At 70.9% G+C, this 15,631-nt stretch carries 14 protein-coding genes; 3 read left to right on the forward strand and 11 right to left on the reverse strand.

What is annotated here, in order from left to right; all coding sequences use genetic code 11:
* Positions 1–152: 152 nt before the first annotated feature.
* Entirely contained in the window at positions 153–3,446 is a 3,294-nt protein-coding gene (locus tag AB0C82_RS17015) for a S8 family serine peptidase (RefSeq protein WP_362841958.1), read from the forward strand.
* Between the two features lie 62 nt (positions 3,447–3,508).
* On the opposite strand, the gene AB0C82_RS17020 is transcribed toward AB0C82_RS17015, so the two are convergent.
* Together AB0C82_RS17020 and AB0C82_RS17025 are read right to left on the reverse strand one after the other, a co-directional pair.
* Positions 3,509–4,156, reverse strand: coding sequence for a hypothetical protein (locus tag AB0C82_RS17020; protein ID WP_362841961.1), 648 nt, complete (start codon positions 4,154–4,156; stop codon positions 3,509–3,511).
* A gap of 2 nt (positions 4,157–4,158) precedes the next feature.
* Entirely contained in the window at positions 4,159–4,689 is a 531-nt protein-coding gene (locus AB0C82_RS17025) for a sigma-70 family RNA polymerase sigma factor (RefSeq protein ID WP_362841963.1), read from the reverse strand.
* 169 nt (positions 4,690–4,858) lie between these two features.
* On the opposite strand from AB0C82_RS17025, the gene AB0C82_RS17030 reads away from it, so the two are divergent.
* A complete protein-coding gene (locus tag AB0C82_RS17030) occupies positions 4,859–5,887 on the forward strand; it encodes an aspartate-semialdehyde dehydrogenase (protein WP_362841965.1) in 1,029 nt (342 codons plus the stop codon).
* A gap of 65 nt (positions 5,888–5,952) precedes the next feature.
* On the opposite strand, the gene AB0C82_RS17035 is transcribed toward AB0C82_RS17030, so the two are convergent.
* Genes AB0C82_RS17035 through AB0C82_RS17045 form a run of 3 tightly spaced genes read right to left on the reverse strand, consistent with a single transcriptional unit; the run spans position 5,953 to position 7,076 of the window.
* The gene (locus AB0C82_RS17035) at positions 5,953–6,300 is read right to left on the reverse strand and encodes a type II toxin-antitoxin system PemK/MazF family toxin (protein ID WP_362841968.1); all 348 of its coding nucleotides are present in this window, start codon (positions 6,298–6,300) and stop codon (positions 5,953–5,955) included.
* Positions 6,293–6,517: a ribbon-helix-helix domain-containing protein gene (locus tag AB0C82_RS17040; RefSeq protein ID WP_362841971.1), complete on the reverse strand. Its 225-nt coding sequence runs from the start codon at positions 6,515–6,517 to the stop codon at positions 6,293–6,295. Before AB0C82_RS17040 ends, AB0C82_RS17035 begins: the two co-directional genes overlap by 8 nt.
* 58 nt (positions 6,518–6,575) lie before the next feature.
* Positions 6,576–7,076 (reverse strand): DUF1203 domain-containing protein, encoded by a 501-nt coding sequence (locus AB0C82_RS17045; protein ID WP_362841974.1) that lies wholly within the window; start codon positions 7,074–7,076, stop codon positions 6,576–6,578.
* A gap of 112 nt (positions 7,077–7,188) precedes the next feature.
* Between AB0C82_RS17045 and pepN the strand changes: the two genes are divergently transcribed.
* Positions 7,189–9,765 carry an aminopeptidase N gene (gene pepN, locus AB0C82_RS17050; protein WP_362841977.1) on the forward strand — a complete coding sequence of 859 codons (2,577 nt, stop codon included), beginning with the start codon at positions 7,189–7,191 and terminating at the stop codon, positions 9,763–9,765.
* Positions 9,766–9,827: 62 nt separating this feature from the next.
* Here the strand turns inward: pepN and AB0C82_RS17055 are convergent, their stop codons facing one another.
* The 6 genes from AB0C82_RS17055 to AB0C82_RS17080 all read right to left on the reverse strand — a co-directional run bounded on the left by AB0C82_RS17055 (position 9,828) and on the right by AB0C82_RS17080 (position 15,382).
* Positions 9,828–10,238: a VOC family protein gene (locus tag AB0C82_RS17055; RefSeq protein WP_362842109.1), complete on the reverse strand. Its 411-nt coding sequence runs from the start codon at positions 10,236–10,238 to the stop codon at positions 9,828–9,830.
* 174 nt (positions 10,239–10,412) lie between these two features.
* A complete protein-coding gene (gene alc, locus AB0C82_RS17060) occupies positions 10,413–11,561 on the reverse strand; it encodes an allantoicase (protein ID WP_362841980.1) in 1,149 nt (382 codons plus the stop codon).
* Positions 11,562–11,630: 69 nt separating this feature from the next.
* A complete protein-coding gene (locus AB0C82_RS17065; RefSeq protein ID WP_362841983.1) occupies positions 11,631–12,539 on the reverse strand; it encodes a LysR substrate-binding domain-containing protein in 909 nt (302 codons plus the stop codon).
* Between the two features lie 90 nt (positions 12,540–12,629).
* Positions 12,630–12,860, reverse strand: a complete 231-nt coding sequence (locus AB0C82_RS17070) for a hypothetical protein (protein WP_362841986.1) — start codon at positions 12,858–12,860, stop codon at positions 12,630–12,632.
* 20 nt (positions 12,861–12,880) lie between these two features.
* Complete coding sequence (malQ, locus tag AB0C82_RS17075) at positions 12,881–15,067, reverse strand: 4-alpha-glucanotransferase (RefSeq protein ID WP_362841989.1); 2,187 nt, start codon at positions 15,065–15,067, stop codon at positions 12,881–12,883.
* The gene (locus tag AB0C82_RS17080; RefSeq protein ID WP_362841992.1) at positions 15,068–15,382 is read right to left on the reverse strand and encodes a hypothetical protein; all 315 of its coding nucleotides are present in this window, start codon (positions 15,380–15,382) and stop codon (positions 15,068–15,070) included.
* Positions 15,383–15,631: the final 249 nt, after the last annotated feature.

Consider the following 15,631-nt stretch of genomic DNA (forward strand, 5'->3'; position numbering starts at 1 on the left):
CCATTCGTCCCACGTGACGCTTTGACCTCATTGGCGGATCTACGCCATGTCCCATACTCGCCCCCGTCAACTCTCCACAAACCCCTGTCATTTACGACAGGGTGAGCGGTCATCGGGTACCGAATTCCGGACTCTCTCTTTCACATACAGGGATGCTGATGACCAAGGAATCCCCCAGCTTCATACCCGGAGCGAGACGAGCGGCCAGAATCGCCGCCGCCGCCGGTCTGGTGGCCGCACTGGCAGCCTCCGGCGCCGCCCCGGTCTTCGCCTCCGAGGACCCCGCCACCGCACCGGTCAAGTCCACTGCCAAGGGCGACAAGCTCGGCAGCGCCGACGCCGACGTGCTGGCGAAGGCCGAGGCCAAGGGCGAGAAGAGCATCACGCTGATGGTCGCCACCGCCCCCGGTGCGACCGAGGAAGTGACCAAGCAGCTGGACGCCGTCAAGGGGTCCGTGCTCGGGCAGACGTACGACAAGCTCGGTTACGTGCGCGCGACCGTGCCCACTGCCACCGCCGAGGCCACGCTCAAGGCGGCGCAGAAGCTGTCGTCCGTGTACGGCATCGATCTCAAGCAGGAGATCAAGCTCGACGACCCGACTCCCGCGGGCGACCGCGCGGCCGGTGCCTCGACGCAGGCGACGGGCTCCTACCCGGCGCCCGGCAGGTCGACTCCGGCGAAGAACCCGTACAACCCGTCCTTCGAGACGGGCGCCGTCGACTTCGTCGCGCAGAACCCGAAGGCCGACGGCCGCGGTATCACCATCGGTGTCCTGGACTCCGGTGTGGACCTCGGTCACCCGGCGCTGCAGAAGACCACCACCGGCGAGCGCAAGATCGTCGACTGGGTCACGGCAACCGACCCGGTCAGCGACGGCGACGGCACGTGGCTGCGGATGACGGCATCCGTGGCCGGTCCCACCTTCACGATCGCCGGACGCACGTACACGGCGCCGGAGGGCGCGTACAAGATCCAGCTCTTCTCCGAGGCCGCCACCCGCGGTGGCGACATGGCGGGAGACCTGAACCGGGACGGCGACACCACCGACGTGTGGGCCGTCCTGTACGACGCCGTCGCCGGTACCGCGCGCGTCGACCTGAACAACGACGCCGACTTCACCAACGACGCCGCCATGAAGCCGTACAAGGACGGCAACCAGGTCGGCTACTTCGGTACGGACAACCCGGCGACCGACGTCGTCGAGCGGATTCCGTTCGTCGTGGAGACCCGCAAGAACGTCGTGTACAACGCGGCCGGCGCCAAGGCCGACTTCGTGAACATCGGTGTCATCGAGGGCTCTCACGGCACGCACGTCGCGGGCATCACCGCGGCCCACGGCCTGTTCGGCGGCAAGATGAACGGCGCGGCGCCCGGCGCCAAGGTCGTCTCCTCGCGTGCCTGCACCTGGTCCGGCGGCTGCACCAACATCGCGCTGACCGAGGGCATGATCGACCTCGTCGTGAACCGCGGTGTCGACATCGTCAACATGTCGATCGGCGGCCTGCCGCCGCTGAACGACGGCAACAACGCCCGCGCGGAGCTCTACAAGCGGCTCATCGACACCTACGGCGTCCAGCTGGTCATCTCGGCCGGCAACGACGGCCCGGGTGTGAACACCATCGGTGACCCCGGTCTCGCCGACCACGTCATCTCGGTGGGTGCGTCCATCTCCAAGGAGACGTGGGCCGCCAACTACGGCTCGAAGGTCACCAAGAAGTACGCCATGCTGCCCTTCTCCTCGCGCGGTCCGCGTGAGGACGGCGGCTTCGCGCCGATCCTGACCGCTCCGGGTGCCTCGATCAACACCACCCAGACGTGGCAGGCCGGCGGTCCGGTCAAGGAGGCCGGCTACAGCCTGCCGGCCGGTTACTCCATGCTGCAGGGCACGTCGATGTCCTCGCCGCAGGCCGCCGGTGCCGCCGCGCTGCTGCTCTCGGCCGCGGAGCAGAAGGACATCGAGCTGCCCCCGGCCGATCTCCGCACCGCGCTGACCAGCACCGCCACCCACATCAGCGGTGTGCCCGCGCACGCCCAGGGTGCCGGCCTGATGAACATCATCGGTGCCTGGAACTCCATCAAGGCGGGCGCCACGGCGCACGAGTACTCGGTGAAGGCCCCGGTCGACACCGCGATCGACTTCGCGCTGAAGACCCCGGGCTTCGGCACGGGCCTGTACGACCGCGAGGGCGGCCTGAAGGCCGGCCAGAGCAAGACGTACGACGTGACGGTCACCCGCACCACGGGCCCCGACCGCAACGTCGCGCACTCGCTGTCCTGGAAGAACAACGACGGCACCTTCTCGCTGGCGGGTTCGAGCACCGTCTACCTGCCCCTCGGCAAGCCGGTGACCGTCAAGGTCAAGGCGCGCCCGGGCAGTGCCGGTGTGCACAGCGCGATCCTCAAGGTGAACGACTCGCGGACCGTCGGTGTGGACCACCAGATCCTCGCCACCGTCGTCGTCTCCAAGCAGCTCGTGGCGCCGGGTTACTCCTACACGACGACCGGGTCGGTGCAGCGCAACGACCACAAGTCGTACTTCGTGAACGTGCCGGAGGGCGCGAAGACCCTTGAGGTCGCCCTCAGCGCACTCCGTTCGGGCAGCCAGACGCGGTTCATCTCCATCCACCCCTACGGGGTCGCGGTGGAGGACAGCGCCACGATCTACTGCTACCCGAACTACGAGAGCCCGACCAACACCTGCCGCCCGGACACGCGTTCCTACCAGGACCCGCAGCCCGGCGTCTGGGAGATCGAGGTCGAGTCGCGGCGTACGTCGCCGCTGCTGGACAACCCGTACAAGCTGGGTGTCTCGCTGCTCGGCGCCACCTTCGACCCGGCGGTGCAGACCATCGCCGAGGCGAAGGTCGGCACCCCGGCCGCGGTCAACTGGACGGTCACGAACAACGCGGGTGACCTGGAGGGCAAGCTCAAGGGCGGCTCGCTGGGTTCGGCCAAGGTCGAGCGCCCGTCGATCGCCACGGGCGAGACGTACGAGACCACGGTCACCATCGGTGAGGGCGTCGAGAAGCTCGACTTCGCCATCGGTGGCACGTCGGACGCGAACGCCGACATCGACCTGTACGTCTACAACGGCGACACCGAGGTCGGTGCCTCCACGTCGGCCGGTTCCGAGGAGTCGGTCAGCCTGGTGAAGCCGGCCGCCGGCACGTACACCGTCGTCGTCGACGGCTACGCGGTTCCGGCGGGGACCACCGAGTACGACTACCGCGACGTGTACTACGCGCCGTCCCTCGGTGCGATCACGGTCGACGAGTCGAAGTCGGTGACCCTCGCCAACGGCGCCTCGGCCCAGCTCGGCGCCGAGGTCCTGGTCGCCGGTGCGGCCCCCGAGGGACGTCAGTTCTTCGGTGAGGTCCAGCTGGTGAACGCCCGCGGCACCGCGGCGGGCACCGGCAGCGTCGTGATCGAGAAGGTCACGCCGTAACGACCGGCAGTATCTGAGCAGCGGGGCGGGCGCTCTTCCGGGAGCTCCCGCCCCGCTGTGCGTCATCCGGGGTCCGTGCACTCCAGGTCGCGCGAGGCGGGCAGCGCGGCCTGCATCGACTGCCATGCGACGGCCCGGTCGTCACCGAGGTAGGACTCGACCCCCTCGCCGGGGAAGCGCGAGACGACCACGAGCATGGGCCTGCCGGGCCGGAAGTAGTCCTCCTCCTCACCCGTGACGACGAACGAGGTCTCCCGGGGCCCCTTGTCGGGCTTGAGGTACCGGTCCACCGTCAGCACGACCCGTACGAGGCCGGCGGCCCGTTCCGTCCGGCTGACCGTGCCGTCCGCGATGACCCGCGCACAGGCCAGCCTCCCCTCCTCGGTCAGTTTGGCGTCGCCGTGCTCCCCGGACGGCTGCGCGACCGTCCAGAGGATCCCGGTCCCGGCCAGACACGCGGCGACCACCACCGACGCCGCCAGCGCGAGCGGCCCCCTCCCGGTCCACCGGGGACGGCCGGGCGCGCGGACCTCCGGGAGTGCTTCCGGCGCGGCCAGCCGGTCCCCGACGACGCGCAGCTGCTCCCCGAGCACCGCCATGTCACGGGCAGCCGAGGCGTACCGCGCCGCGCCGTCCGCGTCCTGGTCCGCGTCGGGCGCCGGCTCCCCCAGCAGTACGGCCATCAGCTCGTCCTGTCCGTCCGTGTTCACCGTCACACCACCTCGTCCGCGTGCAGCCGCGTCAGCCGTTCGCGCATCGCTCGTGCCGCCGTGTGCAGGCGGCTCTTCACCGTGCCCTCGGGAATGCCCAGCTCCGCCGCGATCTGCGGTACGGAGAGATCGGCGTAGAACCGCAGCACCAGGGCCTGGCGCTGCGCGGCGGGCAGCTCGTCGAGCCCCTCCGCGACGGTGAGGGCCAGCAGCCGGGCCTCCTGGCCGCCCTCGGTCAGGGGGTCCGCCGGGCTCAGCGCGGCGAGCCGGGCACCGATCCGTTCCTGTCTGCTGCGGCCCCGGTGCCAGTCCGCGGCCAGCCGGGAGGCGACCACCGCCGCCCAGGCGCCGATCTCGCGGGGTGCCTCCTGGCCGCTCGCCGCGCGCTCCAGGAGACGCAGCCGTACCTGCTGCACCCCGTCCTGGAGGTCGGAGTGCGGCACTCCGCCGAGCGAGAGCACCGCACGCACCCGGTTCACCTGTGCCGGGCCGAGAGGATCTTCCCCCGCGCCGGCGACCTTCCTTCCCAGCAAGGACTGCCTCCCCCTGAATGTGTTTCCCCTGTGACGCGGAAGTGCGGCGGAACGTTCACCCGGACGGCGTGCCCCGTCCGAGGAACGGACAATGGATTGGACAAGGCGGGCGGGGACATACGCATCATGGAGCGGCAAGCGGGTCGCACACACGTACTGAGGAGTCTTCGTGAAGGTCGGAATCGTCGGCGCCACCGGTCAGGTCGGCACAGTCATGCGCAGCATCCTGGCCGAGCGGAAGTTCCCCGTCGCCGAGCTGCGGCTCTTCGCCTCCGCCCGTTCCGCGGGCTCCACCATCGTGTGGGAAGGCACGGACATCACCGTGGAGGACGCCTCCACGGCCGACTACACGGGCCTGGACATCGTCCTGTTCTCGGCCGGTGGCGCGACGTCGAGGGCGCTCGCCGAGAAGGTCGCGTCCCAGGGCGCCGTCGTGATCGACAACTCCTCCGCCTGGCGCATGGACCCCGAGGTGCCGCTCGTCGTCTCCGAGGTCAACCCGCACGCGGCGAAGGTCCGCCCCAAGGGCATCATCGCCAACCCGAACTGCACCACGATGGCCGCCATGCCCGTGCTGCGCCCGCTGCACACCGAGGCCGGTCTGGAGACGCTGACGGTCGCCTCGTACCAGGCGGTGTCGGGCTCCGGTGTCGCCGGTGTCGCCGAGCTGCACAACCAGGCGCTGAAGGTCGTCGACCAGGCCGACAAGCTGGCCCACGACGGCGAGTCCGTCGACTTCCCCGCGCCCACGATCTACAAGCGCCCCATCGCGTTCAACGTGGTGCCGCTGGCCGGCTCGATCGTGGACGACGGTTCGTTCGAGACGGACGAGGAGCAGAAGCTCCGTAACGAGTCCCGCAAGATCCTGGAGATCCCGGAGCTCAAGGTGTCCGGCACCTGCGTCCGTGTCCCGGTCTTCTCGGGCCACTCGCTCCAGATCAACGCCCGGTTCGCCCGTCCGGTCAGCGTCGAGCGCGCTTACGAGCTGCTGAAGGACGCCGACGGCGTCGAGCTGTCCGAGATCCCGACCCCGCTCCAGGCGGCCGGCAAGGACGCCTCGTACGTGGGCCGTATCCGCGTCGACGAGACCGTCGAGCACGGTCTGGCGCTGTTCGTCTCCAACGACAACCTGCGCAAGGGCGCGGCGCTGAACGCCGTACAGATCGCGGAGCTGGTGGCGGCCGAGCTGAACGGCTGACAGCCGTACGTCGGAAGGGGCGGCCACCGGAATCCGGTGGCCGCCCCTTTCGCGTGCCTGTCGGGTCAGAGGGCGAGGTGCCGCCGAAGCGCCGTGTCGATCTCGGTCATGCGCCGGCGCGGGACGGTACCGATGCGTTCCAGTACGCGCTCCAGGGCGACTGCCCGGATCTGCTCGCACTGGACCTTCGAGTCCCTGGGCAACCCGCTCTCCGCAGACCTGAGGAGCGCCTGGAACGTGAGAACACGTGCCGTGTTCGACGTCAGGGGCACGACAGTGATCACACCGCGGCCGTTCGACTCGGCAGACTGGTTGGCGGCGTTGTTGGACACGATCACGGCAGGTCTGACCTTGTTGGCCTCGCTGCCCCTGGCAGGTTCGAGATCGACCAGGTGGATGTCACCTCTACGCATCGGCGATTCCGTCCCCGACCGTGCGGTCCCAGAGGGCTGCGTCCTCGCTCGCGTCCCATTCCTCGAACGCCTCGGTGTACTCCGCTTCGAGCCCGGCCTCGCGCAGCAGCTCGATCGCGGCGTGGATCACCGCCGACCGGGAATCCGCCTCGGTCTTCGCGGCGTACTCGTCGACGAAGGCGACATCCTCCTGCGGCAAGCTCACACTGATCTTCATGCTTGCTATGCTACCCGCAGTAGGATCAACCTGGCTACCCTAAAGACGGCACCCTGTCCTACCCGCGCCGCACCTCGAAGTGGAAGCACCCGTACTCCACCGCCCGCACGTGCACCAGCGCCACTTCCGGGTCCGCGAACGCCTCGGCGAACGCGCTGTCGAACCCGTGCTCCTCCTCGACGGGGATCTCCAGCAGCCGCCCGCCGACGATCCGGCCCTCCGCGCTGTAACGCCGCACCACCCGCAGCGCACCGGCCCGTGAGAACGGATACCCCTCCCCCTCGGCCACCGGCCCCCCGCACTCCTCGGCATGGATGAAGACCGGCCCCTGCTCGTCGTACGCCCCGGGCTTCGCCCAGTGCGTGGCCGCCCAGCGGCGCAGGGGCGCGTACGAGACGAGCGCGATGCGCTCCCCCGGTTCCGCGCCCCGCAGACAGCAGCGGAGCGGATCGCCCGCCTCCGTGGCGGTGTACGGGACACACGGCCGGCCCGCATCGTCCGTCCTGCGGAGCTCTTCGAGTGCGGTCGGTCCGATGGGACGTGCCTGGTAGCGGTTCATGGTTCGAGGGTCGCGCGGCCCTCCCCGGGAGTCCGGCGGAAAACGGACATCGCGCTTCGCCCATCTCCCATGGAAGGATGACCAAAAACTCGCATATCAAGGAGATGACCGCGTGCCTGGCACGAATCTGACCCGCGAAGAGGCACAGGAGCGGGCGCGCCTGCTGACCGTGGACGCGTACGAGATCGATCTCGACCTCTCCGGAGCGCAGGAGGGTGGCTCCTACCGGTCCGTCACCACCGTGCGCTTCGACTCCGCCGAAGCCGGCGCGGAGACCTTCATCGACCTGGTCGCCCCGGCCGTGCACGAGGTGGTGCTGAACGGCAAGGCGCAGGACGTCGCCGCCGTCTTCCGCGACTCGCGCATCGCACTGAAGCACCTGCACGCGGGCCCCAACGAGCTGAAGGTCGTCGCCGACTGCGCGTACACCAACACCGGCGAGGGCCTGCACCGCTTCGTCGACCCGGTCGACGAGCAGGCGTACCTCTACACCCAGTTCGAGGTCCCGGACGCGCGCCGGGTGTTCGCGAGCTTCGAGCAGCCCGACCTGAAGGCGACCTTCCGGTTCAGCGTGAAGGCCCCGGCCGGCTGGACCGTGATCTCCAACTCGCCGACGCCCGAGCCCACGGACGACCTCTGGGTCTTCGAGCCGACCCCCCGCATCTCGACGTACATCACGGCGCTGATCGCCGGCCCGTACCACGCGGTGCACAGCACGTACGAGAAGGACGGCCAGATCGTTCCGCTCGGCATCTACTGCCGCCCGTCGCTCGCCGAGTACCTCGACGCGGACGACATCTTCGCGGTCACGCGGCAGGGCTTCGACTGGTTCCAGGAGAAGTTCGACTACGCGTACCCCTTCGCCAAGTACGACCAGCTCTTCGTCCCGGAGTTCAACGCGGGCGCGATGGAGAACGCGGGCGCGGTGACGATCCGCGACCAGTACGTGTTCCGTTCGAAGGTGACGGACGCGGCGTACGAGGTCCGTGCGGAGACCATCCTGCACGAGCTGGCCCACATGTGGTTCGGCGACCTCGTCACCATGGAGTGGTGGAACGACCTGTGGCTGAACGAGTCGTTCGCCACGTACACCTCGATCGCCTGCCAGGCGTACGCCGAGGGCTCCAGGTGGCCGCACTCCTGGACCACGTTCGCCAACTCCATGAAGACGTGGGCGTACCGCCAGGACCAGCTGCCGTCCACGCACCCGATCATGGCGGACATCAGCGACCTCGACGACGTCCTCGTCAACTTCGACGGGATCACGTACGCGAAGGGCGCCTCGGTCCTGAAGCAGCTCGTGGCGTACGTCGGCATGGACGCGTTCTTCCAGGGCGTGCAGGCGTACTTCAAGGCGCACGCCTTCGGGAACACCCAGCTGTCCGACCTGCTGGGCGCGCTGGAGAAGACCTCCGGCCGTGACCTGAAGACCTGGTCGAAGCTGTGGCTGGAGACGGCGGGGATCAACATCCTGCGCCCGGAGATCGAGACGGACGAGAACGGTCACGTCACGTCCTTCACCGTCCTCCAGGAGGCCCCCGCGCTCCCCGCGGGCGCGAAGGGCGAGCCCACGCTGCGTCCGCACCGGATCGCGGTGGGCTGCTACGACCTCGACGAGGCCGGGAAGCTGGTCCGTACGAGCCGGATCGAGCTGGACGTCGACGGCGAGCGCACGACCGTGCCGTTCCCGGCGGACACCGCCCGCCCGGCGGTCATCCTCCTCAACGACGACGACCTCTCGTACGCGAAGGTCCGCCTCGACGAGGAGTCGCTGCGCGTCGTCACCGCGCACCTGGGCGACTTCGCCGAGTCCCTGCCGCGTGCCCTGAGCTGGGCCTCGGCCTGGGACATGACCCGCGACGGCGAGCTGGCGACGCGCGACTACCTCTCCCTCGTCCTCTCGGGCATCGGCAAGGAGTCGGACATCGGCGTCGTCCAGTCGCTGCACCGTCAGGTGAAGCTGGCCCTGGACCTCTACGCGGCGCCGGAGGCCCGCGAGGCGGCCCTGACGCAGTGGACGGACGCCACGCTGGCCCATCTGCGTGCGGCGGAGCCGGGCAGTGACCACCAGCTTGCCTGGGCCCGCGCCTTCGCGGCCACGGCCCGCACGCCGGTCCAGCTGGACCTGCTGCAGGCCCTTCTGGACGGCACGGAGACGATCGAGGGCCTGGCCGTCGACACCGAGCTGCGCTGGGCGTTCGTGGAGCGGCTCGCCGCGACCGGCCTGCACGACGAGGAGGAGATCGCCGCCGAGTACGAGCGCGACAGGACGGCGGCGGGCGAGCGCCACGCGGCGTCCGCGCGCGCGGCGCAGCCGAGGGCGGAGGCGAAGGCGGAGGCCTGGGCCTCGGTCGTCGAGTCCGACAAGCTGCCGAACTCCCTCCAGGAGGCCGTGATCAGCGGCTTCGTCCAGACGGACCAGCGCGAGCTGCTGGCCCCGTACACGGAGAAGTTCTTCGAGACGGTCAAGGACGTCTGGGACTCGCGGAGCCATGAGATGGCCCAGCAGATCGCGGTCGGCCTGTACCCGTCGTTCCAGGTCTCGCAGGCCACGCTGGACGCGACGGACGCCTGGCTCGCGACCGCCGAGCCGAACGCGGCCCTGCGCCGGCTGATGTCGGAGTCCCGCGCGGGCGTCGAGCGCGCGCTGAAGGCCCAGGCGGCCGACGCCGCGGCGGCGACCGCCTGACCGGCACCGACCGAACGGTGAGGGGGCGCCACGGTTTGTGGCGCCCCCTCGTCCACGTCCGCCTACTCCGTGCCGTCGGCGTCGGCGTCAACGTCGGCGTCCTGCGGATACCAGCGCAGCTCCACGGTGTTGCCGTCCGGATCCTGGACGTAGACCGACTGCGCCTCGCCACGGGCCCCGAAACGCCCGGCGGGCCCCTCCAGCACGGTGAGCGTGCCCGAGTCGATCACCTCCTGCCAGTCCAGCGGCTCGACGACGAGACAGATGTGGTCGACGTTGGACGTGCCACGGGGGCGGTCGAGCAGATCGATGATGGTCACGGGACTGACCCGCACCGACGGGAACGGCGCCTTCCCTGCCCGCCACTCCTCCACCCGTACGGGTTCGAGACCCAGCGGCCCGCAGTAGAACTCCAGTGCCCGCTCGACGTCCTGCACATTGAGCACCAGATGATCGAAGGCCTTGACTCGCAGCATGGGACACCCTTCAGGGATTCGCTTCTGCCGACTTGCGTCGCTTCCGCGATTCACCAACGCCCGTGCTCCCAGGGTTAGTCCCAGCCGCCCCACGCGTACGCGAATGGAAACCGCCCGTCGGGCGGGCGCCTTGCGCAGCCGTCCGACGGGCGGGAGTGAGGGAGGAGGGGCTTACGCGCCCGACTCCTCGTAGCGGCGGGTCAGTTCCGCGGTGCCCGACTCGGTCAGGGAGCCGTGCAGGCGCATACGGGCCACCCCGCCGTCGGGGAACGCGTCGAGGCGGACGTGGGTGACCACGGCCTGGGCGCGCAGGACGAAGCGGTGCGGGGTGTCGGGCTGGAGCTTCGTGCGGGGGATGATCTCGAACCATTCGCCCGTCTCTCCGTTGCGGCCCTGGAGGGCGATCCAGCCGGCCGCGTTGCCCTTGAGGTAGGCGGTGTCGATCTCGACCGCGCGGACGGCGCCCTGGGCGGGCAGGCGGAAGCGGACCCAGTCGTTCGTGTCGCGGACCCTGCGGCGGCGGTTCTCCCAGCCGTCGTCCATCTTGCGGGAGGTGCCGGGGAGGATGATCTGCGCCGGGGAGGAGTAGAAGCGGTCCGAGGCGTCCTCGTACGTGCCGCCGTTCAGGATCGAGATCAGGTCGATCGTGCCGAGGGCCGCGAGCCAGGCCGGGTCGGGGACGACGTCGCCGTGGACGCGGAGGCGGGCGATGCCTCCGTCGGGGTGCTGGCAGAGCCGGACGTGGGTGTAGCGGCGGCCGCCGGTGATCTCGAAGGCGTTGGCGGCGTGGCCGCGTACGGGGGTCGGCGCGACGATCTCCTCCCACTTCACGTCGTCGGCGAGGAGTTCGGCGGGGCCGGGCGAGCCGGTGACGGCCGTCGCCTGGACCGAGACGCGCTGCGGGTAGTTGCCGCGGAAGTGGGCGGTGTCCACTATCAGACCGCGGATGACACCGGGGGCGCCGAACCGGACGATGGCCCAGTCGTGCTCCTGGGGAGCGGGGAAGGGATGCGCTGCGTCGGCGCCACGCCGGCGGCGGGTCTCCCAGCCGTCCATGATCTTGCCCTTGTGCCCGAAGCGCTCCGGGTCGAAGACGGCGCGTTCGCGGATGAGGAGGTTCTCGCGCTCGGCGAAGAACTCGTCGTTGGCGGCGATCACGCCCGCCCCGAGACGGCGGTCCGCGAGGTCGACGAGGTCGGTGAAGGGGAGGCCGGTGGCGGTGCGGTAGTCGGCGTACGGGTCGCCGCCGCCGTAAGGGGCCGCGTCGTTGGCGTGGGGGTCGTCGTCCTGGAATGCGGTCTCGCTCACGTCGAAGGTCATGTGATGACTGTCGCGCCGACCAACCCATCAGGTCCATCGAAAGTTTCCGCACGGTTCGTTCAGCTGAACTTAACGGTAATGCCCGGCCACTGTCCGCAGGGCGCCCAGGACCCGGGCCACCGCCGGGCCGCTCTCCGCCCCCTGACGCACCGCCGCCACCACATGGCGGCGCGGCTGGTCCGCATCGAGGACCCGCATCACGACGCCGTCACTGCGCTCCCCCGACGCCATCCGGGGGATCAGCGCGATCCCCATGCCCGCCTCGACCATGGCGAGGATCGCGCTCCAGCCGGAGGCGCTGTGGGCCTGCTCGGGTACGAAGCCCGCGGCTTCGCACGCGGCCGTCGTGATCTCCGACCAGGGTCCCGAACCTCCGAAGATCCACGGTTCGGACGACAGGTCGGCCAGGCGCAGGCCGGGGGCCGCGGCAAGGCGGTGGTCGGTCGGCAGTGCCACGTCCAGGGGGTCGGCGAGGAGCGGGACGAGGGCGAAACGGGGGTCGCGCGCGGTGGGGGCGTGCGCCGCGAGGGACAGGGCCAGGTCCACGTCACCGCAGGAGAGGAGCTCGTACGCCTCTGCCGCCTCCGCCTCCCGCACCCGCACCTCGGGACCCGGGCGGTCCTCGGCGCGCAGGAGGCGGACCGCCGGTACGACCAGGGCGGGCACGGCCGTCGAGAAGGCGCCGACCCGGACCTCGCCCGCCTCGCCGCGCAGATAGCCGGCGAGTTCGGCGTCGGCGCGCTCCAACTGGGCGAAGACGGCCTCGGCGTGGCGCAGGACCAGATGGGCGGCGTCGGTGAGGCGCACCCGCCGGCCCTGGGCTTCGAGGAGGGGGACGCCGAGCTGTCCGGCCAGGTTGCTGAGCTGCTGGGAGACGGCCGACGGGGTCATCAGCAGGGCCTCGGCGGTCGCGGTCACGGTGCCCCGGTCGCGCAGGGTGCGCAGGATGCGGAGCTTCTTGACGTCCCACTCGGTCATGGGCGCAACCTACCCGGCGTCATGAAGGTGCCCGGACATGCCGGTGCACCGCGCGGTACCCGGTACCGGCGGTGCACTCGGGAAGAGCTTCTAGACCGTCTTCTTGGACTTGTCGAGGACCATGACGAGACCCACGATCACCGCGAAGAGGGCGATGGGTGCCACGACGTACAGCCCGATCGTATCCATCACGCTCAGGCCGGAGCCCGGGTCGTCACCGTCGTCGCGGGTGAGAGCGAGCGCGGGCGACGACATGAGCAGCATCATCAGCGTCGTACCGGCTGCGACGGCGCCGGCGCGCATAGCGTTCTTCTTGTCCACGGTGCAAACGTAGCGAACGGCTACGGGAGGCGCGCGCCCGGGGGTGCCGTAGGGGACCCCGGATGCTCCGGGCGGGGTCTCAGCACCTCCATCAGCCGGTGCAGTCTGGGCGACGCGGCGAGCTCCTCCAGGGTGACCGGGTGACCCTCGGCATCGGCGATGGGCAGGCGCCAGTTGGGGTACTGGTCCCAGGTCCCCGGCAGGTTCTGCGGGCGGCGGTCCCCCACCGTGTCGGGGAGCCATACCCCGGTCATCCGGGCCGGGGTGAGCAGCAGGAAGCGGTGCACGGCGCGGATCGCGGCCTCCTCGTCGCCCTCGCCCTCGGGCAGGAGACGGAGCCGGGCGAGGTACGCCATCCACTCGGCGGTCTCCGTGGCGTCCTCGGTCAGCTCCTGCTCCAGCGGGCGGGTGAGCAGCCCCAGACGGTGGCGGAGCGTCACGTGGTCCCCCGTCAGCCGGGCGGCGGTGGAGGGCAGGTCGTGGGTGGTGGCCGTGGCCAGGCAGTCCCGGCGCCACCGCTCCGGGGGCAGGGGCTCGCCCGTACCGTCCCAGTCGCGCTCGAACCAGAGCACGGAGGTGCCGAGCACACCGCGCCGGGCGAGGACCTCCCGCACACCGGGCTCGACGGTCCCGAGGTCCTCCCCTATGACGACGGCACCGGCCCGGTGCGCCTCCAGGACGAGCACGGCGAGCATGGCCTCGGCGTCCTGGCCGACGTACGTGCCCTCGGTGGGCGGACGCCCCTCGGGCACCCACCAGAGCCGGAACAGCCCCATCACATGGTCGATGCGCAGGGCGCCCGCGTGGGCGAGGAGGCCGCGCAGGAGTCCGCGGTAGGGGGCGTAGGCCGAGGCGGCGAGCGCGTCGGGGCGCCACGGCGGCAGCCCCCAGTCCTGGCCGCGCGCGTTGAACGCGTCCGGTGGCGCGCCGACCGACATCCCGTGGGCGAAGGCGTCCTGCTGGGACCAGGTGTCGGCGCCTGCCGGGTGCACGCCCACCGCCAGGTCGTGGACGATCCCGACGGCCATCCCGGCGTCCCGCGCGGCCTGCTGGGCGGCGGCGAGCTGCGTGGCGGTGAGCCAGGCGAGCCAGGAGTGGAAGTCGACCCGGTCCAGCAGCTCGGCGCGGGCCCTGGCGGTCTGCGGGGAACGCGGGTCCCGCAGACCCTCGGGCCAGGAGTGCCAGTCGGAACCGTGCGCCTCGGCCAGGGCGCACCACAGGGCGTGGTCCTCCAGCGCCCGCCCCTGTCCGGCCAGGAAGTCGCAGTACGCGGCCCGGCGGCCGGGGGTCAGCGGCACCTCGTGGATGAGCTCCAGGGCCTGCCGCTTGAGCTCCCAGACGGCGTCCCGGTCGATCAGGGCGCCCTTGCTGAGCACGGCCTCGGAGAGCCCGGCGGCGTCCTGGCGGAAGTCGTCCAGGGCCGCACGGTCCCTGACGTGCCCGTACTCGGGCACCGACTCGATGTGCAGATGGACGGGGTCGGGGAAGCGGCGCGAGGAGGGGCGGTAGGGGGAGGGGTCGGTGGGCGCGCCAGGTACGGCGGCGTGGAGCGGGTTGACCTGGACGAATCCGGCCCCGAGGCTCCGGCCGGACCAGGCGGCGAGGTCGGCCAGGTCACCGAGGTCGCCCATGCCCCAGGACCGGGCGGAGAGCAGGGAGTACAGCTGGACGAGGAAGCCGTGGACCCGGGCGGGCGGCTGCGGGGCGCGGGGCGGGGCGACGACGAGCGTGGCGGCGGCGTGCCTGTTGTCCGGGGTGCGCGCGGACAGCCGGTGGACCCCGAGGGGTGGCTCACTCCACCAGCCGGGGATCCCGGAAGGAGGGCCGTCGGCGGACCCGGCGGAATCGGCAGGCGCCTGGCGCGCCGTCGGGTTCGCCACCCCGGTCAGGGGCTCCGGGGGCGTGGCGGCCGTCCCGGGGGCGGGCTCCAGCTCGATCGTGAGCGTCGTGTCCGGCGGCAGAGCAGTCAGGGCGGCCGGCAGCGGCTCTCCCGACCAGACCACCACCGTCGGCGGGAGCAGGCGTGAAACCGCCGCCGATTCCGCGGCGTCCAGCGCCCTCCGTACGGCGTCGGGAGTGCCGGCGTCGACGCCCAGCGCGGCGAGCACGGCCGTGACCGTGTCGTCGGGGACGGACACCGTGACATCCGGGGACGGCGAGTAGGAGGTGGCGACACCGTGCAGTGCGGCGAGCCGGGACAAGCCCATTCAGACTCCTGGGGACTCCATGCCCCCTGCGGTGCCGGGGGCGGTCGGCTCGCTGGTCAGAGGGGCGACGGCGGCGAGCGGTGGCTCGCTCGTGAGAGGGGTGGCATCGGCGAGCGGCGGCTCGCTGGTCAGCGGTGCGGTGTCGGCGAACGCGGCCTCGACGCTCAGGTGGGAGACATCGGCGAGCGGCAGTTCGCTGATCATCGGAGGCGCGAGGTCGGTCAGGTGCGGCTCGGTGGTCGGTGCGGAAGGACCCGCGGGGCTCGGTACCTGTTTGGAGAGGGCGGAGAGCAGAAGCTGCGCGGCGGCGGGCATGGGGGCCTCCTGGCCGTTGGAGAACAGGACATCGCCAGACCTACCCAGCCGGTGCGACCGCAGACGTGGACGTGACATAGGCGTTATGACAACGAGCCCAACGTGCCGTAGGTCACATTCCGTTCCCCCGAACGGCGGTCACGGGCCGTTTCCGGCCACTCACTGCCGCCTCCGCAGTGCCCTCGCGCCCCTCGCACCACCCGCAACGACGCGTACAAGCCATACGCGGGAGGGCGACCCGGCATATCT

Source organism: Streptomyces sp. NPDC048560, assembly GCF_040650955.1.
Taxonomy (GTDB): Bacteria; Actinomycetota; Actinomycetes; order Streptomycetales; family Streptomycetaceae; genus Streptomyces.

Excerpts from the sequence above, each read along its gene's own strand:
- AB0C82_RS17080 (WP_362841992.1), bottom strand. The coding sequence starts at position 15,382 with ATGCCCGCCGCCGCGCAGCTTCTGCTCTCCGCCCTCTCCAAACAGGTA.
- AB0C82_RS17035 (WP_362841968.1), bottom strand. The coding sequence starts at position 6,300 with ATGCGTAGAGGTGACATCCACCTGGTCGATCTCGAACCTGCCAGGGGC.
- AB0C82_RS17040 (WP_362841971.1), bottom strand. The coding sequence starts at position 6,517 with ATGAAGATCAGTGTGAGCTTGCCGCAGGAGGATGTCGCCTTCGTCGAC.
- AB0C82_RS17015 (WP_362841958.1), top strand. The coding sequence starts at position 153 with ATGCTGATGACCAAGGAATCCCCCAGCTTCATACCCGGAGCGAGACGA.
- AB0C82_RS17045 (WP_362841974.1), bottom strand. The coding sequence starts at position 7,076 with ATGAACCGCTACCAGGCACGTCCCATCGGACCGACCGCACTCGAAGAG.
- alc (WP_362841980.1), bottom strand. The coding sequence starts at position 11,561 with ATGACCTTCGACGTGAGCGAGACCGCATTCCAGGACGACGACCCCCAC.
- AB0C82_RS17065 (WP_362841983.1), bottom strand. The coding sequence starts at position 12,539 with ATGACCGAGTGGGACGTCAAGAAGCTCCGCATCCTGCGCACCCTGCGC.
- malQ (WP_362841989.1), bottom strand. The coding sequence starts at position 15,067 with ATGGGCTTGTCCCGGCTCGCCGCACTGCACGGTGTCGCCACCTCCTAC.